Here is a 25,248-nt window from a genome sequence, read left to right as displayed (position 1 = left end):
AACCATAAAACAGGTTAACCGTACACTCATGATCAAAAACTATATCAAAACAGCCTGGCGTAACTTAAAACGCAACAAGATATTTTCATTTATTAATGTTTTTGGCTTATCGGTGGGTTTAGCCTGCTGTATGTTGATCTGTGCCTATGTGTACAGCGAGTTAAACTACGATCAGTACCCGGCTCAAGCAAAACAAATGTATCGTGTTGGTTTACGCTCCATTGAAAATAATGGCGTAAGCGAATACCCTTTGGTAGATATTGCAGTAGGACAGGGTATCAAAAACATGTTTCCCGAAGTAAAGGAAACCACAAGGCTTGCCGGTCGCGGGCCGGTTTTTATCAAATATAACGACAGGCAGTTTAAGGAAGAGCGCGTGCAAATGATAGATGCCAATTTCTTTCGCCTGTTTTCGATACCATTGATTGATGGTGATGATAAAAACTGCTTTACCGACCCTAACAGCATGGTGATCACCAAGGCTATGGCCACCAAATATTTTGGTAACCAGGAAGCTGTTGGTAAATCACTTACTATCGATGGTTCGCCTTACAAGGTAACGGGAGTAATTGACAAAATACCTGATGATTCGCATTTCCATGGTGACGCGTTTTTGAATATGACCCCATTTGTTGAAAATAGAAAACAGACCTGGAGCAATATTGGCTATTTTACCTATATAGTGCTAAATGAAAATGCTGATGCTAAAAAGCTGGAAGCAGCTTTCCCGGAGATGGTGCGGAAATTTGTGGTGCCCGAAATTGCGCATGACATGGGCACAAGCATAGCCCAGGCAAGTAAATCTGTTAATACTTTCCTGTTTTTTCTGCAGCCCTTAAGTGATATTCACTTGCATTCGGCAACCAAATATGAATTGGAGCCCAATGGCGATATCCATTATATATATATTTTCGGGGCACTCGCTGCTTTTATATTGATACTGGCCTGTATCAATTTTACCAACCTCTCTACTGCAAGTTCGGCTAAGCGATCGAAAGAAGTAGGGATCCGTAAGGTGCTTGGTTCAGAAAAAAGCGGACTGGTTTCTCAGTTTCTTACCGAATCGGTTATGCTAACCTTTTGGGCTTTATTATTGGCTTTAGGCATGGTATACCTGCTATTGCCGTTGTTTAACAACTTAGCCGGCAAACATATTGAACTTGGATTTTTCCTGAGCCCTAAGGCTTTGCTTGTAGAATTATTTACCGCTTTTGTTGTTGGTATTCTGGCAGGTATTTATCCTGCGTTCTTCTTGTCGTCGTTCCAGATCATTGCCGTATTGAAAGGCAACGGCGCTACCAAGGCCGAAGGAAAAGGTGTTTTACGCAGCGGATTGATCATTTTCCAGTTCGCGGTATCCACAGCACTTATCATATCAACTTTTGTGGTGTACCAGCAACTGCATTATATGCAAAATAAAAAGCTGGGTTATGATAAAGACCAGGTATTAGTAATTAACGATGCCTACACACTGGGCAATAACGCAGATGCTTTCAGAAATCAGCTTTTGCGCAATCCGCAGGTATTAAACGCTACCATATCAAGCAGCGTGCCGGGTAAATTAGCCGGTATTGACGGTACTCAGATTGACGCCAAAGAATTTGATGATAAAGGAGGCCACGCAGAGATCCATACCAATATTTACCATGTTGATGAAAATTATGTTCCTACTTTAGGTTTAAAAGTAATTAACGGGCGTAATTTCTACCCATCATTCCCTGGCGATTCTATGTCGGTTGTGGTAAACGAAGCCTTGGTTAAAGGTTTGGGTTGGGGTAATTCGAATCCAATTGGCAAAACCATCGTGCGTTCGGCCCGCTCGCAGTATAAGGTTGTGGGCGTAATTAAGGATTTTCATTATGCTTCGGCCCGGCAAAAAATTGCTCCGTTGATGTTGTTATCGGGACATAGCACCGGCACTGTTATTTTAAAGGTTAAAACTGCTGATATAAAATCACTTATTGCCGGTATTAAAACCGAGTGGGACAATTTCAGACCGGAAGCTCCTTTCAGCTATTCTTTCCTTGATGAGCAATATGCGTCACTTTACGCCTCCGAACAACAGACAGGAAAGATATTTACCGTATTCTCCTGCATCGCTTTGATCATAGCCAGTTTAGGTTTATTTGGGCTGGCCGCGTTCATGATCAGGTTAAGGGTTAAAGAAATTGGTATCCGTAAAGTGTTAGGCGCATCAACCGGCAGCATAACGGTCATGCTATCAAAGGAATTTTTAAGGCTGATCGTCATAGCATCAATCATTTCATTCCCCGTTACGTGGTTTGCTATGAACAAATGGCTGCAGGATTTTGCCTATCGCATCAGCATACAATGGTGGGTGTTTTTATTGGCAGGAGCTATAGCGCTATTAGTAGCGGCAATAACCATAAGCTTTCAATCTGTTAAAGCTGCGTTAGCCAATCCGGTTAAAAGCCTGAGAAGTGAGTAGCAGTTGGCAGTGGCAGTTTGCGGACTATACAAGTATCAATGAACTAATGAACAATTGAACCAATGAACTAAAAAGTCATGATAAAGAATTATTTACGGAGTGCTTTTCGCAATATTGCCCGGCACAAATTTATTTCGTTCATCAATATATCGGGTTTAACTATCGGGTTAACCTGTTGTTTGCTTATTTTAACTTATATAGTTAAAGAGCTTAGTTATGATAAGTTTAATCATAACGCCCCCAATATTTACCGTGTGAGCCGGAGTTTCAATACTGCCGATGGCATTGTGAACCTGCATTTAGGCGCGGTAGCGCCGCCTTTTGGTCCGCTGTTGAAAAATGAGTTTCCGGATATTAAAAAGGTTACCAGGTTGTTTCCCAACGGTGATGTGGTTTTACGCTATAAGGAAAAATTGTTCACCGAAATGGGATCATATTTTGCCGATGAAAATTTCCTTAGTTTCTTCGATCTGAAAACTATAGCAGGCGATCCTAAAACTGCGCTTAGTGAACCATATACAGTAATGATGACCGAGGATATGGCGCGCAAGTATTTTGGTAACGAGGATCCGATGAACAAGGAGATCAGGCTTGATAACCAGTTTAACTTTAAAGTTACAGGCATTTTCAAACCATTCCCGGCCAACTCGCAAATGCACCCCCAAATGCTGATCTCGTTTAATACGCTTAATGACGGCAGAGTATATGGGAGAAACGCATTGGCGACCAATTGGGGTAACAACTCATTTTTTACCTACCTGTTATTGCCCGATAATTATAATATTGACCGCATCAGTTCGCAGTTTCCGGCTTTCATAGATAAATACATGAATTTCCCCGGGCAACCCCGCCAGTCAAAATTTACTCAACTGCATATTCAAAAATTTTTGGATATTCATTTGCACTCCCATCTTGATGATGAGGTAGAACAAAACGGCGATATAAAAACGGTTTATATATTTTCGGCCATCGCGTTGTTTATCCTGCTTATAGCTTGTATCAATTATATGAACCTTTCAACAGCCCGCTCAACACTAAGAGCCAAAGAGATAGGCATCCGAAAGGTGATAGGAGCACAACAAAAGGAAATTATAACTCAATTTCTAAGCGAATCTGTATTGATAACTTACTTCTCGCTGGTATTGGCGCTAATCCTGACCTGGGCATTACTGCCGCTTATCAACCGGTTTTCTGAATTGGGATTATCAATAAGTAGTTTGTATCAACCAGTAATTTTAGCATCGGTATTATTGCTGCCACTCGTTATCGGGCTTATCAGCGGTATATATCCGGCTATCTTTATGTCGTCGTTTAAACCTATAAAAGTTTTAAAGGGGATTCTAAAAGTAGGATCGGGTAACATCTCGTTCCGTAAAGTTTTAGTAGTTGTGCAGTTTTCAATTTCTATCATCCTCATAGTTGCCACTACTATAGTTTTTCAACAGTTAAAGTATATCCAAAATAAATCACTGGGCTTTAATAAAGATCATTTGGTAACTATTGGCGGTGGTATTCCCGCTAGCCAATTTGAAGCTTTCAGGGCAGATGTATTGCGAAACCCGGCTATAAAAGATATCGGCCGCTCGTCACGCATCCCATCCGGGCGCTTGTTAGATGATCAGGGTGCATCCGTTTTTGACGGTGATAAACCACTGCCTGTTAAGGCTGATATCAAATGTGTTAATACTGATTATGGCTTCATTCCCACTTTCGGTATAAAAATGGCAGCGGGCAGAAACTTTAGTCGTGAGTTTGCTACCGATAGCAATAATTTTGTGATCAACGAGGCTACAGTAAGTGTATTAGGATGGAAATCGCCGGAAAGTGCTATTGGTAAAGATATGAGTTACGGCGGGGTTAAGGGAAAAGTGATTGGTGTGGTTAAAGACTTTCATTTTGAGTCGTTACATCAAAATATTATTCCCCTTTTAATGGAGATGCCGTCATTTGCCAATAACAATTATGGAAAGGTAACAGTTAAGATAGATGGTAATCATGTTAATCCGGCATTAGCAAACCTTCAGGAAATCTGGAAAAAATATCAACCTGAAAAACCTTTCAGATATAGTTTTATTGACGAGCGCATTCAAAAATTGTATAACAGTGAGCAGGAGCAGAGCCATTTATTCACCATATTTTCGTGCCTGGCGATATTCATTGCCTGTTTAGGCTTGTTTGGCCTTTCAGCCTTCACCATATCGCAAAGGGTAAAAGAAATTGGCGTACGCAAAGTGCTTGGTGCCAGCATCCCGCAAATAGTTACCGAACTATCTAAAGACTTTTTAAAGCTGGTGATCGTGGCTGCGGTAATAGCATTGCCAATTGCCTGGTACGCCATGAGTAAATGGTTGCTTGATTTTGCATTCAGAGTGAGCATTCAGTGGTGGGTATTTGTAATGGCCGGGGTTATTGCATTGATCATTGCTTTTGCAACTATCAGCTACCAGTCGATAAAGGCTGCAATGGCTAACCCGGTTAAAAGTTTGCGATCTGAATAAATGATAGGTCATTAAGTCATTTAGCTTAGCTCATTAAGTCATTATTATGGTTGATGAGCAATGTCAAACGACTTAATGACGTAGTGACCTAATGATAAATCTGAAGAACGATGATAAAAAATTATGTAAAAATAGCATGGCGTAACCTTAACCGGAACCGTGCTTTTGCCATCACCAATTTGTTAGGGCTTACTATAGGTATTACATGTACCATTTTCATTTTTTTATGGGTGCGTAATGAGCTTACCTATGATAAGAGCCATGCTAATTATAAAACCATATACCAGGTTTTAGCCAACCGCGATTTTAAAAATAACATTTTTACAGATCCTAATATGGTGTTTCCGCTGGCTAAAGCGCTTGAAAGTGGTTATCCGCAAATCAAAAATGCTGTGATGACATCGCACCAGGAGCAGCACCAGTTTAACGTTGGCGACACCAAGCTAAAAAAAAACGGCTATTATGTTGGAGGTAAGTACTTCGATATGTTTTCGTGGAAATTTGTTAAAGGAAACGCCGCTACAGCAATAACAGATCCAACATCAATAGTAATTACCGAATCGACTGCTAAAACCTTGTTTGGGAATGCTGATCCCATTAACAAAGTGATTAAAATAGATAACAACGAGGTTCACAAAGTTACAGCCGTGCTGGCCGATTTGCCGAATAACGCTACACAACAATTTGACTTCATTATTCCCTATAACTTTTCGAACAATGACGTAAAAAATGCCATGACCCGCTGGCAGGGTTCATCATGGGAGGTGTATATCCAAACCGTTGATAATCCTAATATTCAGCAAATAGAAAAATACATTACCGGTGTAATGTACCAGCATAATAAGGATAAGATAAGTACTTACTTCACTTTCCCGATGAGCAAATGGCATTTGTATAGCGATTTTAAAGATGGTAAAAACACAGGTGGGATGATCGAGTATGTTCGTTTCTTCATCATTATTGCTATTATCATTCTTTTGATTGCCTGTGTTAATTTCATGAACTTATCTACAGCTCAGTCAGAGAAAAGAGCTAAGGAAGTAGGTATCCGTAAAACCCTTGGATCGGATAAAAAACAGCTGGTGTTACAGTTCTTTTTTGAATCGATGATATTGGTAACTATAGCCTTTATATGTGCCGTGACCTGTGTTTACCTGCTGTTGCCGCAGTTTAATTTATTGGTAGGTAAACAGTTGGTGTTAAACCTTGTGGAACCAATATTTTGGTTGGGGACGATTTCTATAATCCTTTTTACAGGATTAACATCGGGCAGCTATCCGGCTTTGTACCTATCATCATTTAGCCCGGTTAAGGTTTTAAAAGGAACATTTGTTGCAGGTAAGGGAGCCATTGCGCCACGCAGGATCTTAGTGGTTTTCCAATTTATAGGTTCAATTTTACTCATCTCTGCCACAATTATAGTTTATCAGCAAATACAGCATGTGAAGGATCGTAATATTGGTTATAATCCCGATAACCTTATTATGGTACCATCCACGGCCGGTACCGACAAGAGTTTTACTGCTGTAAAAAACGACCTGCTCAAATCGGGCATTGTTAACAGTGTAACCCGCACGTCATGGAGGGTAACAGAAATATCCTGGAGATCAGGCGCGCCTGATTGGGATGGCAAGCCCGCTAATGCTAATATTATCTTTTCAAATATGACTGCAGATGTTGATTATACCAAAACTATGGGTATCAAACTGCTGCAGGGTAGTGATTTTACAGGGATGCCTTCAGACACATCCGGTGTATTGTTAAATAAAGCGGCCATCGAAGTCATGCAACTTAAACGGCCGATAGGCATGGAATTGCGGTATGGTGATAGAAAGTTTAAAGTATTGGGTGTTACCGATAACGTTGTAATGGCATCGCCATATACCGCTGTTGATCCTATGATGGTTTTCTCCGATCATAACAATTCGGGATATATGGATTTAAGGCTTAACAATGGTATTAAACCTCAGCAGGCTATTCAGTTGCTGCAGGGTATTTACGCTAAATACAGCCCGGCCGATATTTTTGAGTACCAGTTTGTTGACCAGGAGTTTGGCAAAAAGTTTTTGACTGAAGTACTAATCAGCCGTATCACCAATATTTTTGCAGGTTTAGCAATTTTTATCTGTTGTATCGGTCTGGCTGGTTTGGCCTCATTCACCATCGAAAAACGGTTCAAGGAAATTGGCATCCGCAAGGTTTTGGGTGCAAGCGTTCAGCAATTGCTGGTACTTATCTCTACCGAGTTTTTAAAGCTGGTACTGATAGCTTTTGTAATAGCAGTGCCCATAACCTGGTGGATTATGCATAACTGGCTTCAAAAATATACTTACCATATCAATATCAGTGTATGGCTGTTTGCCATTGTCGGCATGCTTATATTGCTGCTTACCTTGGTTGTGGTAAGTCTTAACACGATGAAAGCCGCGCTGGCTAACCCGGTTAAGAGCCTGAGAAGCGAATAGCAGTATATAGTAGCAGTAGGCAGTTTGAATACCCTAATGAACTAATGAACAATTCAACCAATGAACTACCATGTTTAAAAACTATTTCAAAATCGCGTTACGTAGCTTTTGGCGGCATAAATTTTTTACGTTCGTCAATGTAATCGGCTTATCTATAGGTATCAGCTCGGCGCTGGTTATTTACCTTATTGTACATTTTGATTTTACCTTTAATCAAAACTTTGATGATAGCAGTCGGATTTATAGAGTGGTATCAAACTACACTTTTTCGGGCGAGGAAGCACATAACCGTGGCGTATCCGGGGCTGTTCCTGAAGCTGTGCGGAACAACGTGAGCGGAGTGGAGCTAACCGCGCCATTTTTTGAGCTGAGCCAACCTAACGTGCTTGTTCCGGGAAAAGGTGGTGTATCTGTTAAGTTTAAACTACAAGATAACGTAATCCTTGCGGACGGTCGTTACTTCAGCATGTTTAAGTATAACTGGTTAGCCGGCTCGGCAAAAACAGCTTTGAATGCGCCTAATCAAACTGTACTAACGGCAGATCAGGCTACAAAATACTTTCCCAAACTTTCATACAGTGAAATGATTGGCCGGGTTGTCACTTATGATACTATTAGTGCCGCCATTACCGGGATAGTTGAACCCTTAAAAGGAAATAACGACTTTGCTTTTCATGATTTTCTTTCTTATTCAACTGCAAAAAATAACAAAGCCCTTTCTGATGAGTTAAGGTCAGATGATTGGGGAGGTACTACCTCATCGTCGATACTATTTGTTAAGTTGGCCCCAAGCGCTTCGGTTAGCAATTTCGAAAAGCAATTGAATCTTATTCTTAAAAAGAATAATCCACCCAAACCGGAAAATAAAGGCAACTCACGCAATTTTACTTTACAGCCGCTAAGGGATCTTCATTTTAATAATATATACTACACGTTTTCTTCGGGACGGGTAGCCGATAAGCCAACGCTTTACGGTTTGCTGGCAATAGCCGCGTTTTTGCTTTTGCTTGGCTGTATCAACTTTGTTAACCTGACAACTGCACAGGCAACCCAAAGAGCTAAGGAAATTGGTGTGCGTAAAACTATGGGCAGCAGCAGGGCTCAGCTCGTTATCCAGTTTTTATGCGAAACATTTTTTATAACCATTATCGCGGTAGTTATTTCGGTGGTGCTTGCACCGGTTATATTAAAGTTGTTTAAAGATTTCATTCCCGTAGGTATTAAGCTCGATTTGCTGCACCAGCCTAACCTGTTCATATTTCTTTTTTTATTAACGATAGTGGTTAGCCTTTTATCTGGCTTTTATCCGGCAGCTTTGTTATCAGGTTACAAACCAGTATTGGTACTAAAAAACCAGGCTTCATCAAACAGCAGCAAAACCCGTAACGCCTGGTTGCGCAAATCGCTTACCGTTACGCAGTTTGTAATAGCCCAGTTTTTTATAATGGCTACTGTACTGGTAAGTAAGCAAATTAATTATGCCCTTAATAAGGATATGGGTTTTAAAAAAGACGCTATACTTATCATTAACTCACCCTGGAAAAACCGGACCCGTAGTAAAAATCAGGTGTTTAAAAATAAGTTGCTGGCGCTGCCCCAGGTTAGTTTGATTAGCTTGGGTAAAGATGCACCTTCATCAAGTGGAACTAACTCGACGGAATCATCTTACAACGATGGTAAAAAGGAGATTAAAGTTGAGTTATATGAGAGGATGGGCGATCCTAATTATATCAATGTATATGGGATAAAACTTTTGGCCGGGCGCAACATACAATACAGCGATAGTACCAGCGGACTTTTGATCAACAATACATACGCCAAAATTCTTGGTTTTAAAAGCCCTAATGATGCGGTTGGCAAATACATTGATAAGTTTAATGGAGATAAAAAAATGCAAATTGTTGGCGTAGTGAATGATTTTCATTTAGAGTCGATACGTTCGACCATAAAACCTACTTGCATTCATATTAACAATGGCTATTATAATAGTGGCACATTTCACATTGCGCTTAAACCGCAAACTGCCGGAGGCAATGAATGGAAAAAAGCCATAGCCTCGATGGAAAAGGCCTGGAAAGAGATTTATCCCGAAGATGATTTTGAATATCACTTTTTTGATGAAAACATAGCTAAATTTTATGATGCTGAACAACATACCTCAACTTTGTTAACCTGGGCTACCGGCTTATCTATATTTATCAGCTGCCTTGGCTTATTGGGGCTGGCTATCTACAATACCAATCAGCGCACCAAGGAAATAGGTGTACGCAAAGTGCTGGGGGCAACCGTAACCCAGATAGTCACTATGCTATCAACCGAACTGGTGATGCTTATCGGGCTGGCCTTTATACTGGTGACACCATTGGCCTGGTATGCAATGAACAAGTGGATGGAAAGCTTCGCAGATCGTACTACTATAAGCTGGTGGATTTTTGTAGTAAGCGGAGGAGGAATGCTGTTGACAGCGTTGATCACCTCAAGTTTTCAAACTATTCGGGCCGCATTAGCAAACCCAACTAAGAGCTTGAGAAGTGAGTAAAGCAGTTTGCAGTGGCAGTTAGCAGCTGGAAGCCCCAATGAACTAATGAACAATTGAACCAATGAACTACTATGTTTAAGAATTATTTCAAAGTAGCGTTTCGCAATTTAAGTAAACACCGTACCACAAGTATTATCAATATTGCCGGGCTTACGGTTGGTATTACTGCTGCGGTGTTTATTATGCTTTGGGTACAAAACGAGCTTAGTTTTGACAATTACCATAAAGACGCTGATCAGATCTATCGCGTAAAGGCAAAGCTTACCTTAACCAAGAGCGAAACCTGGGTTTGGGAATCATCGCCTTATTTGTTGGGCGGGGTAGCAAAAAAAGAAATTCCTGAAGTTAAAGATTATACTTTTTTATGGCCCGGTTATATGATCATTGTTCATAATAAGGGGCAGCTGATCTCCGAAAAAAAGTATGCTTATGTTGATGCTAATTGGTTTAAAGTTTTCAATTACGATTTTGTTGATGGCAGCGCCGAAAGCTTTTCTAAAAATCCGTTTAGCTTAATCCTCACGCAGTCGACCGCAAAAAAATACTTTGGCAATAACCAGGCTGTAGGTAAAATACTTAGGGTTGATAGTGTCAATTACCAGGTGCAGGCTGTGGTTAAGGATAATCCCGCTAATTCAACTTTCCAGTATGATATGTTGATCCCGGTTGAAGCGAAGCTGAGCAATCCGCACGAAAAAGAGCAATCAAAGCATTGGGGTAACTACAACGGACTTACATTTCTTAAGTTGCAACCCGGCGTAAAAACAAACGAAACAGCTAAGAAGCTTACCGATATCATCAGGAAAAATAATAAGGACAGCGAAAATACAGCACTAAGCGTTATTGCCCTAAAGGATATGCACTTTGAAAGCGATTTACAAAGCTCATCTTTTGAACATGGCAACCGCAGGCTGGTTAGCATATTTATAATCCTGGCCGTATTGCTTTTGGCTACTGCCTGTATCAATTACGTAAACCTTACAACCGCACGTGCAAGTGTGCGCTCAAAAGAGGTAAGTGTGCGTAAAATAGTAGGAGCGCGCAGGTTCCAGTTATTTGGCCAGTTTATGTCCGAGTCGTTGGTGATGAGTGTGTTGGCTTTGGTTTTTTCTATTATTTGTATCCAGGTATTTATGCCATGGTTTAATGGTGTAACCGAAAAACATTTTAGCCAGCCCCTGGCTTCAACAGCAACATGGATCATATTACTGGGCACGTTACTGCTAAGTTTCATATTTAACGGCCTTTATCCAGCCATCTTGTTATCCTCATTTAAACCGCTAAGTGTTTTCAAAGGCCGCAGCGCGTTAAATGTTAAGGATGGTGGCATTCGTAAAGCTTTGGTTGTTGTGCAGTTTGGCATTTCGGTTATGCTCATCATTTGTACCATGGTTATCTACCGCCAGCTTAATTTCATGCAGAAGGCCGATCTCGGTTATAATCGCGAGCATGTATTTTCTTTCAGGGTTCCATGGAATGTGTTAGGGTTTGATGATAAAAAACGGATTTCGATGCTGAGCAGTATCGCGAACGAGCTGCGGGAACAAAGCGCGATAAAAGCGGTGGTCCAATCGCAGAGCGATGACTTTTATAATAATGGCACCAAAATGTCAGGCTCGATGGATTGGGATGGCCGCCCTAAAGATTACAAACCTTCCGTAGCTACATTATCGGCTGATGAAAATTTTCAGCAAATGATGAGCCTGAAAATGAAAGATGGACATTGGTTTGGCAAAGCCAATGCTGACCAGCATAACGTTATCTTAAATGAAACCGCTGTAAAGCAATTAGGAGTTCGTAACCCAATTATCGGACAACGGTTTAAGTTTAATGGCGATTCGGGAGTTGTGGTCGGTGTGGTTAAAGATTTTAACTTCAGGAGTCTACATGAAAAAATTGGCCCAATGGTCATAAACAACCATACCGATTGGGCAGGTAGTTTCTACATAAAAACAGCTTCGGGCAATACAGCGGGGGCTATCAGGGCGGCACAAAACGTGTGGAACCAATTTGTACCCGATCAGCCATTTGCGTACAACTTTTTGGATGAAGGTTACAACAAATTGTATCACGCCGAGCAACGCTCCTCAACGTTGATCACCGTATTTGCCTCAATAACCATCGCAATATCTGCTATGGGCTTACTGGGTCTGGCTGCCTTCGCCGCCGAGCAGCGCGTAAAGGAGATCGGAATCCGCAAGGTGCTTGGTGCAAGCGTACAAAGTATCATCAGGTTGTTATCGGCAGATTTTTTGAAAACGGTATTGATTGCAAACCTCATCGCGTTCCCGGTTGCCTGGTATATGATGAACAAATGGTTACAGGATTTTGCCTATCGCATTGATATTTCCTGGTGGATGTTTGCCGCGGCAGCTTGCATCGCGTTGATCATCGCGTTGTTAACGGTAAGCATTCAATCCATCAAAGCTGCACTCGCTAATCCGGTTAACAGTTTGAGGAGCGAGTGATTTTCAGGCGAAAGGTTAAAGGCAAAAACTAAAAGGTAGCACTAAATCATGAAAGCGTCCGGTGTTTGAAAAACATTGGACGCTTTCGCCTAACTTTAACACATTTTAACTACTCATTTAAAGGGTTTTGCGTATCATCGTGTAAAGTATTGGATATGATAAAAAACTACTTTAAAATAGCCTGGCGCAACCTTTGGAAGCATAAGTTTTATACGTTTATCAATATGTTTGGCCTGGCGCTGAGCATTGGTTGCAGCATCATACTTTTTCAGTTCATTACCTATCATTTGAGTTTTGATACCTACCATCATAATGCTAAAAATGTTTACAGAGTTGTACATCGCTTAACAGCATTCGAAGGTGCTCCAATATATGATCAGGGAGCTCCTTTAGCCCTGGCCCGGGATGTGAGAGCAAACGATCCAAAGGTTAAAGATGTCGCTTCATTATTACGAATGCACGATATCAACGTAACTGTCTCACAAAATAGTGAGGCTGGCAAAAGAATGTTTGCTGAGCATGAAAACATTGGCATAACCGATGGACATTTTTTTAACTTGTTCGATTATCAATGGGAGCAGGGCAATAAAAACACTGCTCTTGTTGAGCCAAATACTGTTGTTCTAAGTCATGGACTGGCCGAAAAATATTTCGGTACTCAGGATGTTATTGGCAAAACCATCAAGGTTGATAATAAAAATGTTTTTACAATAACGGGCGTGGTAAAAGATCACCCGGCAAATACCGATATCAAGTCAGATATTTTTCTTTCTATATCAACGCTTAAGAATATTTACCCGGATGTTTATACGCCTATGTATAACGATTGGAATTTTATCAATTCAACCAATTCTATTTATGTTGAACTCAAAGATAGGGTGAGCGCTAATGTTGTCGAAAATGATATAAACCAGTTAAATGTAAAGGCGCAAGGCGCGGCAGAAGCCAAACCATACCATTTTATGATGCTGCCAATAAGCGAAGTACACTTTGATGGCCGTTTCGCGGGTGTTATCCAACGATCATTATTAGTAACGCTTGGTGTAATTGGTTTACTGCTCATCATTATAGCTTGTGTTAATTTCATTAACATGGCTACAGCGCAAAGCTTTAAGCGGGCAAAGGAAATTGGCACCAGAAAAGTGTTAGGTAGTTCGCCTAGAGCTATATTTATCCAGTTTATTTCCGAGACATCATACATTGTAGTTTTTGCTGCATTATCATCGTTTATAATGGTTATAGTGGCTATGCCGATTTTGAATAACTGGCTACAAACTCAATTGAGTTTTGATCTTTTTACCGATTACAGGCTTGCTGGTTTTATAGTGGCTGTTCTGACCATAATCATCCTTGCAGCAGGATCATATCCCGCGCTGATACTAAGTCGGTTTAAGCCTGTAAACGCGTTAAAAAACCAGGTTAGTGGTAAAACACAATCAGCGGGTCTTGCCCGTAAAGGTTTAATTGTTGTACAGAATGTAATAGCGCAGGTGCTAATCATTAGCACGATATTAATAACCATGCAGGTTAAATACCTTAAAACAACGGACCTTGGTTTTAATAAAAACGCTGTTATAATGTTGCCCGTCCCTAACAACGACAAAGGCAAAACTGATTTTTTGCGCAATCAGCTAATGGCCGATCCTGCAATAAAAAGCGTCTCCTTCTGTTACCGGGCACCGTCTTCTACCGCAGATAAAGGAGGTTCCATTAAATATGATAGCCGCGATTGGGAAAAGTTTGTTGGCTACACCCAGATAGGTGATGCAGATTATGTTAAGACATTTGGGATGCAATTGATAGCGGGTCGTAACATCGTTGAAAGTGATACAGCACGCGAATACCTGGTTAACGAATTGCTGGTTAGTAAATTAGGACTTAAAGATCCGCAACAAGCTATTGGCAGGAAATTTACAGCCGGGGACTTATCAAACAATCCAGGTATTATAGTAGGCGTGGTAAAAGATTTCCATGCAAAATCATTGTATACAGCTATCGCTCCCGAGTATATAAGTACGTTTAGAAAAGGTTACCAATACGCAGGGGTAAAAATTGGTTCCGGAAATCCTTCGGCAGTGATTGAGCGTATTAAACGGGAATGGCAGACTGTCTATCCTGATAATGTATTCGAATACCATTTCCTCGATCAGCAAATAGCCGATTTTTATCAAAAGGAAGATTTGCTAAACAAGCTCATTACTTCAAGCGCTGTGATAGCCATTTGTATCAGTTGCCTTGGTTTACTTGGGTTGATATCATTATTGACCTTGCAGCGTACCAAAGAGATTGGGATCCGAAAAGTGCTTGGCGCATCGGTGGTTAATATAACCGGTTTGCTTTCTGTCGATTTTCTGAAGCTGGTTCTTGTAGCTGTTGTAGTAGCGTCGCCCATAGCCTGGCTCATGATTAGCAAATACCTGCAAAATTTTGCCTATCGTATAGATATTCAATGGTGGGTGTTTGCGCTGGCTGCTTTCATGGCTTTGCTGATCGCGTTTGTAACGGTAAGCTTCCAATCTATTAAAGCTGCCATGACAAATCCGGTCGAAAGTTTGAGATCCGGAGAGTGATTTTCAGAGATCAGTGATTGGAGATTAGAGGTTAGTTTCTTTGGAATATAGATAAGAACTCGTTCGATTTTTACGGATGACTTCTTATCTGTGTTTTTTTTGAAACCCTTAACTATTTAGAAGCGTTCAACCTCTAACCTCTAACCTCTAACCTCTAACCTCTAACCTCGAACCTCTAACCTCTAACCTCTAACCTCTAACCTCTAACCTCTAACCTCCAAAACCACTGTATCATTACCGTACACAAAGTGTTACACTTACGAACAGTTAATGATTTTATTTTGATTTAAGTATCTGACAATAAGGTGTTTGTTGTTTTGGTATGTATTTTACATTGAAATAAAAAATCGCTGTACGGTATGCTTAAAAATTACTTCAAAATAGCCTGGCGCAATATTGTTCGCCACAAGGGTTATTCTGCCATAAATGTTGCGGGCTTAACAGTTGGCTTAGCGGCCTGTTTGCTCATTTTCGTCATCATTCAGTTTGAGCTTAGTTTTGATACATTCAATCCTAACTATAAAAATATCTACCGTATAGTAACACAGGAAAAACACGAGTCGGAAACCACTACCAATCCCGGTGTCGCGGTTCCGGCCACAGACGCGTTGCGACTGGATATTCCACAAGCTAAAGTGGCGGCTTTGAACAGTAGCTATGGCAGCCAGATCACCGTACCAGAAGCAGCCGGCAGCAACAGCGGCGATAAAAAATTCACCGAAAATATAGGTGTGTTATTTATTCAGCCACAGTTCTTCGATATTTTTAGCTATAAATGGCTGGCTGGCAGCCCATCAGTGTTGGCTAATCCCGATATGGTGGTTTTAGACAAAAGCTCGGCCATTAAGTACTTTGGCGACTGGACTACAGCCGTAGGCAAAACCCTTAAAATGGATAATGTTTTAACGCTGAAGGTATCCGGTGTTGTTGAAGACGCTCCCTTGAATAGCGATTTTCCGTTTAAAATCATGGTATCATTTGTTACCTGGAAACAGCATCCTAAAGATTATAACTACAGTGCCGAATGGGGATCAACAAGCAGCAGCCACGAGGTGTTTATGCTGTTTCCGTCCAGCATGTCAAAAAGCAGTATTGATAACCAGTTAAAAGCGTTCTCGGCCAAACATTTCAAAAAAGGATCGGCACAAACCACACTGCTGCCGCAACCACTTGCCGATATGCACTTTGACACCCGGATAGGTAACCCGCTTGGTGATCATAGCACCAGCAAGGCTACTTTGCGCACCTTGTCGTTCATCGCCTTGTTGATCATTATTATGGCTTCTATCAATTTCATTAACCTGTCTACAGCGCAATCTGTCGGCCGGTCAAAAGAAGTTGGCATCCGTAAAGTACTTGGCAGTACCCGTCCGCAGCTAATTGCCCAGGTAATTGGCGAAACTACCCTTATTGTTATTGCTTCTGCTTTAATCGCGTTAGCTGTAGCCAGGCTGGCCATGCCGCAACTGAAAAACATAGCCAACGTACCTGATACTATCAGTCTATTTACCGCCGGAAGTATATTGTTCCTTGTTGCAAGTACCATAACTATAGTACTGTTATCGGGCATTTATCCTGCATTAGTGGTATCTGGTTTTAAACCGGTGCTTGCCCTTAAAAATAAAATTACAGCCGCGTCAATAGGAGGGATCCCGCTTCGTCGCGCGCTTGTAATTGCCCAGTTTGCCATATCTCAATTGCTTATTATAGGTACTATTGTGGCTGTAAACCAAATGGACTATGTTAACAAGGCCGATCTGGGTTTCAATAAAAACGCTTTACTTATTATTCCCGGTTATACTGATAGCCTGAGCCTGCATAAAATGGAATCATTTAAGCAGCAGGTACTACAAAACCCCAATGTAAAAGCCATCACTTTCTCGTCGGATGTGCCATCTTCGGAAAATAACTGGGGTACCAATTTCGACTTTAATAACTCCACCAAAGATGTAGGTTTTAATACCTATCTTAAGTTTGGTGATGTAGACTACTTTAAAACTTATGGGTTAACATTTGTTGCCGGCAAAGGCTATGATGTAAGCGATACCGCCAGGCAGTACGTAGTTAACGAAACATTTATACATAAACTTGGCATCCAAAATGCCAACGAGGCTATCGGCAAAACATTGCGTTTAGGAGGTGGCAGATGGCTGCCGATAGTGGGAGTGGTTAAAGATTTTAAAACCAATTCGCTCCGTGAAGCTATAAAACCGATTGTGATCTCTCCGGCTAAGAAATTTGAAGGCCAGATCGGCATCAAAATTCAAACATCCGACCTGAACAAAACAGTTGCTCAACTGCAAAAGCTGTGGGAAAACACGTATCCCGAATATGCTTATAACGGTTACTTTCTGGATGAAAACATAGCCAAATTTTACGAACAGGAAAATAAAATGGCCTTGGTATACAAGGTGTTTGCCGGGATAGCCATATTTATATCGTGCCTTGGCTTATACGGGCTGGTATCGTTCATGGCCGTTCAGCGCACAAAAGAGGTCGGCATCCGCAAGGTACTGGGTGCGTCGGTAAGCAGCATCGTATTCCTGTTTTCGAAGGAGTTTATGATACTTATCGGGATCTCGTTCCTGATAGCTATGCCTGCCGCATGGTACATTATGAATGGCTGGCTGCAAAACTTTGTGTACCGTATTTCAATGAGCGTATGGATCTTTTTACTGGCGATAGTATCATCGCTGATCATTGCGTGGGTAACAGTAGGCTATAAAGCAGTTAAAGCGGCACTTGTTAACCCGGTTAAAAGTCTGAGATCTGAATAGTCATTGTTTCATTTGCTTCGCGTCATTAAGTCATTATCAAAAACGCAAAGCAAAATGTATAATGACTCAATGACATGGGAATAAATGATGCGAAGCAAATGACACAACGTAAATGACTTAATGAAACAACCATGATAGGAAATTACATTAAAACCACTGTACGCGGCTTGATGAAAAACCGGGCTTACAGCTTTTTGAATATCGCCGGTTTGGCTATAGGTGTGGCTTGCGCGTCTATGATATTCCTGTGGGTGCAGGATGAGTTAACCTTTAATCACAATTTTGTAAAGCGGGACAACCTGTACACAGTGCGTGAAAATCAGACCTATGATGGTAAAACCTCAACATTTCGTGCTACTCCCGGGCCGATGGCTGCCGCCTTGAAGGGTGATATTCCCGGTGTGAAAAATGCCGCCCGGATGGCCGGAGAAGACGATATAGTATTTGCCCTGGGTGAAAAAGTAATTAATGAGCAAGGCTCATATGCCGACGCGGAGATTTTTCCGATGCTTAAATTGTCTTTTGTTCATGGCGACGAAGCCAATGTTTTTCATGATCTGCATTCGGTAGTGATTAATGCAACCATGGCCAAAAAGTTTTTTGGTGATGCCAATCCAGTTGGGAAAACCTTAAAAATGAATAATGAGCAGGATTTTGTTGTTACCGGCGTATTTACAGATCTGCCCAAAAACTCAACATTCCAGATGCAATGGTTCGCGCCTTTAAAAAACATCGATCATATGCAGCCCTGGATGCAGGATTGGGGCGCCAACTGGGCCCGAACTTATGTAGAGTTGGAACCGTCTGCGGATGTTAATGCCATTAACAAAAAGCTGGCTAATTATATCGGAACCAAAAAGAACGGTAATAAAACAGTCTCTTTTCTTTTCGGAATGAATGACTGGAACCTGCGCGATAAATTTACCGACGGTAAAATGGATGGCGGCCGCATCGAATATGTTCGCCTGTTTTCGGCTATCGCGTTTATTATCCTCATTATAGCGTGTATCAATTTCATGAACCTTTCAACCGCACGGTCCGAAAAACGGGCTAAGGAAGTTGGTGTTCGTAAAGTTATGGGGGCAGGTAAAGGCAAGCTTATAGCCCAGTTTATAGGTGAGGCGGTGATCATGGCATTTATTGCAGTAATAGTAGCTGTATTTTTAGTTTATGCTGCCTTGCCATCGTTCAATAATATGGTTCAAAAGGAGCTTACTATTGATCTTTTACAACCATCGCACCTGTTTTATTTATTGTCGATAGGTTTGGTTACTGGCTTGCTGGCCGGGAGCTATCCTGCGTTTTATCTGTCATCATTTAATCCTATTGCGGTATTAAAGAATATTAAATTGCCATCAGCGGCAGGCGCCGGTTTTATCAGGCAAAGTTTGGTGGTAATTCAGTTTTCGGTATCGATCATACTCATTATTGGTACGGTAATTATCTATCAGCAAATTCAGCATGTAAAAAACCGTGAACTGGGTTATCAAAAAGATAATCTTGTTTATATCGATACAAAGGGCAAATTGACAGATCACTTCGCGGCGGTAAATAATGAATTGAAACAAACCGGGGTTGTGGCCGATGCTTCATTAAGCGAATATCCTGTTTTACAGATCTGGAGCAATACCGATAACTTTTCATGGGATGGTAAAGATGCCTCGAAAAATCCATTGATCACTATCGAAAGTGTGAGCCCGCAGTTTGTATCAACCATGAATATGAAATTGATTGCAGGCCGGGATTTTTACGCCAATGCCAAGCTTGATAGCAGCAACGTGATCATTAACGAAGCTTTTGCCAAACAAATGGGCAAAGCGGGGCATGTGGGCGGTATTATCAGGGATGGAGGCAGCAAGCCTTATCAAATAGCAGGGATCATTAAAGATTTCCTATACAACGATATGTACGTTTCGGGCGCGCCGCTGATGTTGTTTAGCCGTCCGCAAAACAATAATATTTTAACTATCCGATTTAAACAGGGCGTTACTTTAACTGAAGCTCTGGCTAAAGCAGGCGAGGTTTACAAGCGTGCTAATCCGGGCTATCCCTTCGAGTACAAATTTGTTGACGCTGATTTTGATGAGCTGTTTAAAACAGAAGCCCTTACTGGTAAGTTGGCCGGGGTATTCGCTTCGCTGGCCGTTGTTATATCTTGTCTTGGGTTATTTGGCTTAGCGGCCTATACCGCCGAAAGAAGGATCAAAGAAATAGGTATCCGCAAAGTGCTCGGCGCATCGGTAGCAGGTTTAACCGGACTGTTATCGCGCGATTTTCTGAAACTCGTGGCCATTTCATGCCTGATCGCGTTCCCGGTTGCATGGTATGCTATCAACAACTGGTTGCAAAGCTATCAATACCGGGTAACTGTACAATGGTGGGTATTTGCCGCAGCTGGAATAGCAGCTATCGTAATAGCACTGGCAACCGTAAGTTTCCAGGCCCTTAAAGCAGCGCTGAGTAACCCGGTGAAGAGTCTTCGTTCGGAATAAGATCATTAGGTCATTTGCTTCGCGTCATCAAGTCATTTTTAACGCGGGCAAAATGAGTTAATGGTTCAATGACATAATGACTAAGTTATGATAAAGAATTATTTAAAGATCGCGTGGCGCAATATCCTTAACAACAAGGTTTATAGTGCAATTAACATACTGGGACTGGCTGCCGGGATGGCGGTTGCGCTGATGATTGGCCTTTGGGTGGCCAATGAGTATTCGTATGACAGGTTTTTACCTAATTATGAGCAGCTTTACCAGGTTGAACAACATTTTACTACCCAGCACGATGGTGAGCATACGCAAACAGCGGTTTCATTGCCCTTGGCAGATGTGTTGCGCAAAGAGATCCCCGGCATTAAGCGTGTTGCCGAAACCGATTGGATAGGAATGCAATGGCACGACCTGCTGGTTGGTGATAAAAAACTTTATGTTGCCGGGGGCGCAGCTAATCCGGATTTTTTGCAAATCTTTAAATACACGTTTGTAAAGGGGAACGCTAAAGATGTATTTACCCAGCCAAACTCCATTATCCTTAATGAGTCGACCGCTACGGCTTTGTTTGGTAATGCTGATCCTATTAATAAGGTGGTACGGTACGATAACAGCCAGAACTTAAAAGTAACCGGTATTGTAAAAGATCTCCCTAAAAACGCCACGCTTCAATTTAGCTTTCTAACACCTTTCAGTTTTAAGGAAGCAACCGAAGGCTGGATGAAGGGTGCCCGCACCATGTGGACAAACAACTCGTTTAACATGTACCTGGAGTTGCAGCCTGGCGTAACCATGGAGCAGATCGCACCAAAAATTAAAAACATCGTTTATGACCATAATGAACAAATGCGTCCGGCCAAACCGGAAGTAATCATTCATCCCCTAAAAAAATGGCACCTGTATAATGACTTTAAGAACGGCAAGGCCGTTGGTGGTTTTATTGATTATGTGCGTATGTTTAGTGTGATAGGCGTTTTGGTGCTGCTTATTGCTTGCATTAATTTCATGAACCTTTCAACCGCACGTTCAGAAAAGCGGGCCCGCGAGGTTGGGGTGCGCAAAGCTATCGGTTCTCAACGCAGTGACCTTATAGCCCAATTCCTGGCCGAGTCGATCATGATCACTTTCATTTCATTTTTGTTATCGATAGTGATGGTGCAGCTGGCTATTCCATCGTTTAACGCTATTGTAGGTAGCGCTATTAGTATTCCTTATACTAATGCATTGTTTTGGGGAGCAATGATAGCTTATGTACTGCTTACAGGTTTATTAGCAGGTAGTCGCCCTGCATTTTACTTGTCGTCATTCAATCCGGTTCAGGTATTAAAAGGTACTATCAAGGTAGGCAGATCGGCTTCGCTACCGCGCAAAATATTGGTCGTGATGCAATTCAGCTGTTCTGTTGCCCTCATCATCAGTACTATTATTGTTTACCAGCAAATACAGTATGCTAAAAACAGACCTACCGGTTATAGCTCAACCCGCTTGATGATGACCGATATGAGCGGCGATCTGGAACATAACTACAGCGCTTTAAAAAATGATCTGATAGCAAGCGGAATGGTTGAAAGTGTAGCTTCGGCATCAAGCCCTGTTACCAATATTTACAGCCATGCCGGCGTAGAAAATTGGCCTGGGAAAAATGCCGGAGAGACAGGCATTAATGTTGGTGCCATTTCTATATCGCCCAATTACTTCAAAACAATGGGTATGGCTATGAAAGAAGGCCGTGACTTTTCGGCGGAGTGGGCAGCTGATACAACAAACGTTATCATTAATGAAGCTGCTGTTAAACGCATGGGCCTGAAAGATCCTATCAATAAAGTCATAAATTATAGTTTTATGGGGCGGGTGCACATCATTGGGGTAGTTAAAGATGCCCTGATGGAATCGCCTTTTACTCCTGTACAGCCTGCCGTATTTAATCATGGAAGGGGAGGGAATAACATCATGTACCGCCTTGCGCCCAACACGAACATGCAGGATGCTATTAAAAAGATAGGGAAGATTTTTGATACCTATAACCCGGCGTATCCTTACATCTATCAGTTTGTTGATGAGGAATACAACCGAAAGTTTAGCCTTGAAGCGTTGGTTGGCAAGCTGGCCGGGGTTTTTGCGGGATTAGCTATTTTTATATCATGCCTTGGTTTGTTTGGCTTAGCGGCTTACGTGGCCGAGCAACGCACCAAAGAAATCGGTATCCGCAAGGTATTGGGTGCTTCCATAGCACAGGTATGGCTGCTGCTATCGAAAGAATTTATTTTACTGGTAACGGTAAGCTGCATTATAGCAACACCGGTAGCTTTTTACTTTTTGAAAGACTGGCTGCAGAAATACGATTACCGGGTAACCATTGGGCCGGGTGTATTTGTGCTTTCGGCTGTGGCCGCTATAATTATCACGCTGGTTACCATAAGTTTCCAGGCTATAAAGGCTGCTATTACTAATCCGGTTAAGAGTTTGCGTTCGGAATAGTCATTGGTTCACTTGTTCATTAGTTCATTAGTGAACGCTGACAAGATGAATAAGTATTTTCTACACGCAGATAAATACCAACGAACTAATGAACAAGTGAACTAATGAACATTTAACTATGATCAAAAACTATATAAAAATTGCCTGGCGAAATTTGGTTCGTAACAAGGCTTACGCAACCATTAGTGTGATTGGGTTGGCTTTGGGTGTAGCATGCGGTGTATTGATATTTACGCTGATCACCTATCACCTGAGCTTTGATACTTTTCATAAGGACAAGGACAGGATCTACCGTTTCTATACCGAATTTCATGATCAGGGTGTAGACCGGGTAGGTGCTATCCCGCAGCCTATGGCCAAAGGTTATCGCAATGACTTTGCCTTTAGCGAAAAAACTGCCCGGTATATCAGCTTCAACAAAACGTTGATCACCCTGACACGTGGCAACGAAGTAAAAAAATTTGGCGAAGACGACGGTGTTGCCTTTGTCGAGCCAGATTACTTCGACATCCTGAATTTTCCGTTGTTAAAAGGGGATAGGAAAACTATTCTTACGAATCCAAATGAGGCAGTAGTTACCGAAAAGATGGCACACAAGTATTTCGGTAATGATAACCCAATTGGCAGAGTTTTTAAGCTTGATAACAATATCAACGTCACCATAACAGGCGTGCTGCAGGATTTGCCCAATAATACTGACCAAAAGCAACAGATCTTTATTTCGTACGCAAGTATGGAGGCATACGCCGGTAAAGACCGTGAAAATAACTGGGGCGGTGTTTATAGCGGCTGCCAGGGCTTTACCCGGTTAAAGCCAGGGGTAACCAAAGCACAGGTTGAAACAGCCATGCTGCAATTAATCAAGAAAAACTATACGGGTCGCGATTTGCAGGTTTGGCGCTTTAAACTACAGCCAATTGCTGAAATGCACTTTGACCGTGAGCTTGGCGGCTATGCAGATAAAAGCTATTTGTGGGCGCTGTTTTTTATTGGAGTATTCCTGATCATCACCGCATCTGTAAACTTTGTAAATCTGGCTACAGCTCAAGCGCTTAACCGCTCAAAAGAGGTGGGGATCCGTAAAGTGCTCGGCAGTCAGCCTTTTCAGTTATTCTGGCAGTTTATTGCCGAAACAGCAATTATCAGCATTATAGCGGTTGGTGTAGCCATTGGCTTGTCTGAAATTGCCCTGCCTGCCTTAAACAACCTGTTCCATGCGCAAATGATCTTTAACTGGCCGCAACTGAGCGTTTTTATTGTGCTGATTACCATTGTTGTAGTATTCCTTTCGGGCTCATACCCCGGTTTGGTACTGGCAAGGTTTCAGCCTATCAAAGCGCTTAAAAGTAAGCTGTCGCAAAAAGATGTTGGCGGGTTTTCATTGCGCAGAATTTTGGTGGTTACCCAATTTACTATCTCGCAGGTACTCATCATCGGTACTATCATCGTCGTATCCCAGTTACATTATTCACAAACCGCTGATCTGGGTTTTAATAAGAATGCAGTAGTGCTGGTGCCGCTTCCTCAAAATGATAAGGTTAAAATGAGTACGATGCGCAATAGAATAACCGAAATTAAAGGGGTTGAAAATGTATCTTACTGTGCCAACGCACCGGCATCCCGTTCAAACAGTAACACCGGTATTCAGTATGATAACCGTGCTGAAGATGAGCATTGGAGCATTAACACCAAACAGGCCGATGAAAATTACATTTCGACTTTTGGTATTAAACTAATTGCCGGCAGAAATTTCTTTAAAGGCGACTCGGTAAAAGAACTCCTGGTGAACGAAACCTTTGTTAGCAAACTACACCTTAAACCGCAGGATGTTATTGGAAAACAAATGGCCATCAATGGCCGCGACTATAAAGGTACCATTGTTGGCGTGATGAAAGATTTTTACAATTACTCCTTTCATTCAGAGATTTCACCTTTATGTGTGATGCCTAATTACCAGGGGCTGTCGACCGTAGCTATAAAAATAGATATGCGTAATGCTAAAGAGACCCTGGCGCAGATTGATAAGATCTGGAACCAAACCTTCCCGGAGGAATTATATTCATATCAATTCCTGGACGATACGATTGCCCACTTTTACGAAATGGATAGAATCCTTTTAACGCTTGTTGAGGCGTTTGCCGGCATCGCGATCATTATAGGATGTCTTGGCCTGTATGGGTTGGTATCGTTTATGGCGGTACGTAAAACCAAGGAGATTGGCGTACGCAAGGTGTTGGGTGCCAATATCAGCAGCATTCTGTGGTTGTTTGGCAAGGAGTTTAGCATATTACTGCTTATCGCATTTGTAATTGCTGCTCCGCTGGCCTGGTGGGCAATGCATAATTATCTGAAAGATTTTCAATACCGGATCAGCATCGGCCCGCAAATATTTGTGATATCGATACTGTCAAGCTTTATAATAGCCTGGATCACGGTAGGTTACCGGGCTGCAATGGCGGCACTGGCCAACCCGGTTAAAAGTTTGCGTTCTGAATAGTTTAGTCATTGAGTCATT

10 protein-coding genes are annotated in these 25,248 nt (G+C 41.8%); all 10 read left to right on the top strand.

Going from position 1 to position 25,248, the window contains the following annotated elements; all coding sequences use genetic code 11:
• The first annotated feature begins 28 nt into the window (after window positions 1-28).
• On the top strand, window positions 29-2,449 hold the full coding sequence (locus DUL71_RS10385) for an ABC transporter permease (RefSeq protein ID WP_114938534.1): 2,421 nt from the start codon (window positions 29-31) through the stop codon (window positions 2,447-2,449).
• A gap of 77 nt (window positions 2,450-2,526) precedes the next feature.
• Window positions 2,527-4,947 carry an ABC transporter permease gene (locus tag DUL71_RS10380; protein ID WP_114938011.1) on the top strand — a complete coding sequence of 807 codons (2,421 nt, stop codon included), beginning with the start codon at window positions 2,527-2,529 and terminating at the stop codon, window positions 4,945-4,947.
• Window positions 4,948-5,057: 110 nt separating this feature from the next.
• Window positions 5,058-7,412: an ABC transporter permease gene (locus tag DUL71_RS10375; RefSeq protein WP_114938010.1), complete on the top strand. Its 2,355-nt coding sequence runs from the start codon at window positions 5,058-5,060 to the stop codon at window positions 7,410-7,412.
• A 70-nt stretch (window positions 7,413-7,482) separates the two neighbouring features.
• Window positions 7,483-9,951: an ABC transporter permease gene (locus tag DUL71_RS10370; protein ID WP_114938009.1), complete on the top strand. Its 2,469-nt coding sequence runs from the start codon at window positions 7,483-7,485 to the stop codon at window positions 9,949-9,951.
• Window positions 9,952-10,022: 71 nt separating this feature from the next.
• On the top strand, window positions 10,023-12,419 hold the full coding sequence (locus DUL71_RS10365) for an ABC transporter permease (RefSeq protein ID WP_114938008.1): 2,397 nt from the start codon (window positions 10,023-10,025) through the stop codon (window positions 12,417-12,419).
• Window positions 12,420-12,574: 155 nt separating this feature from the next.
• On the top strand, window positions 12,575-14,989 hold the full coding sequence (locus tag DUL71_RS10360) for an ABC transporter permease (protein ID WP_114938007.1): 2,415 nt from the start codon (window positions 12,575-12,577) through the stop codon (window positions 14,987-14,989).
• Window positions 14,990-15,348: 359 nt separating this feature from the next.
• Window positions 15,349-17,766, top strand: coding sequence for an ABC transporter permease (locus tag DUL71_RS10355; RefSeq protein ID WP_114938006.1), 2,418 nt, complete (start codon window positions 15,349-15,351; stop codon window positions 17,764-17,766).
• A 131-nt stretch (window positions 17,767-17,897) separates the two neighbouring features.
• Entirely contained in the window at window positions 17,898-20,258 is a 2,361-nt protein-coding gene (locus DUL71_RS10350; protein WP_114938005.1) for an ABC transporter permease, read from the top strand.
• Window positions 20,259-20,345: 87 nt separating this feature from the next.
• On the top strand, window positions 20,346-22,733 hold the full coding sequence (locus DUL71_RS10345; RefSeq protein ID WP_114938004.1) for an ABC transporter permease: 2,388 nt from the start codon (window positions 20,346-20,348) through the stop codon (window positions 22,731-22,733).
• 118 nt (window positions 22,734-22,851) lie between these two features.
• On the top strand, window positions 22,852-25,230 hold the full coding sequence (locus tag DUL71_RS10340; protein WP_114938003.1) for an ABC transporter permease: 2,379 nt from the start codon (window positions 22,852-22,854) through the stop codon (window positions 25,228-25,230).
• The last annotated feature ends 18 nt before the right edge of the window (window positions 25,231-25,248 follow it).

The organism is Mucilaginibacter endophyticus (assembly GCF_003351025.1).
GTDB lineage: Bacteria > Bacteroidota > Bacteroidia > Sphingobacteriales > Sphingobacteriaceae > Mucilaginibacter > Mucilaginibacter endophyticus.
This window is presented reverse-complemented; position numbering and strand designations above follow the sequence as displayed.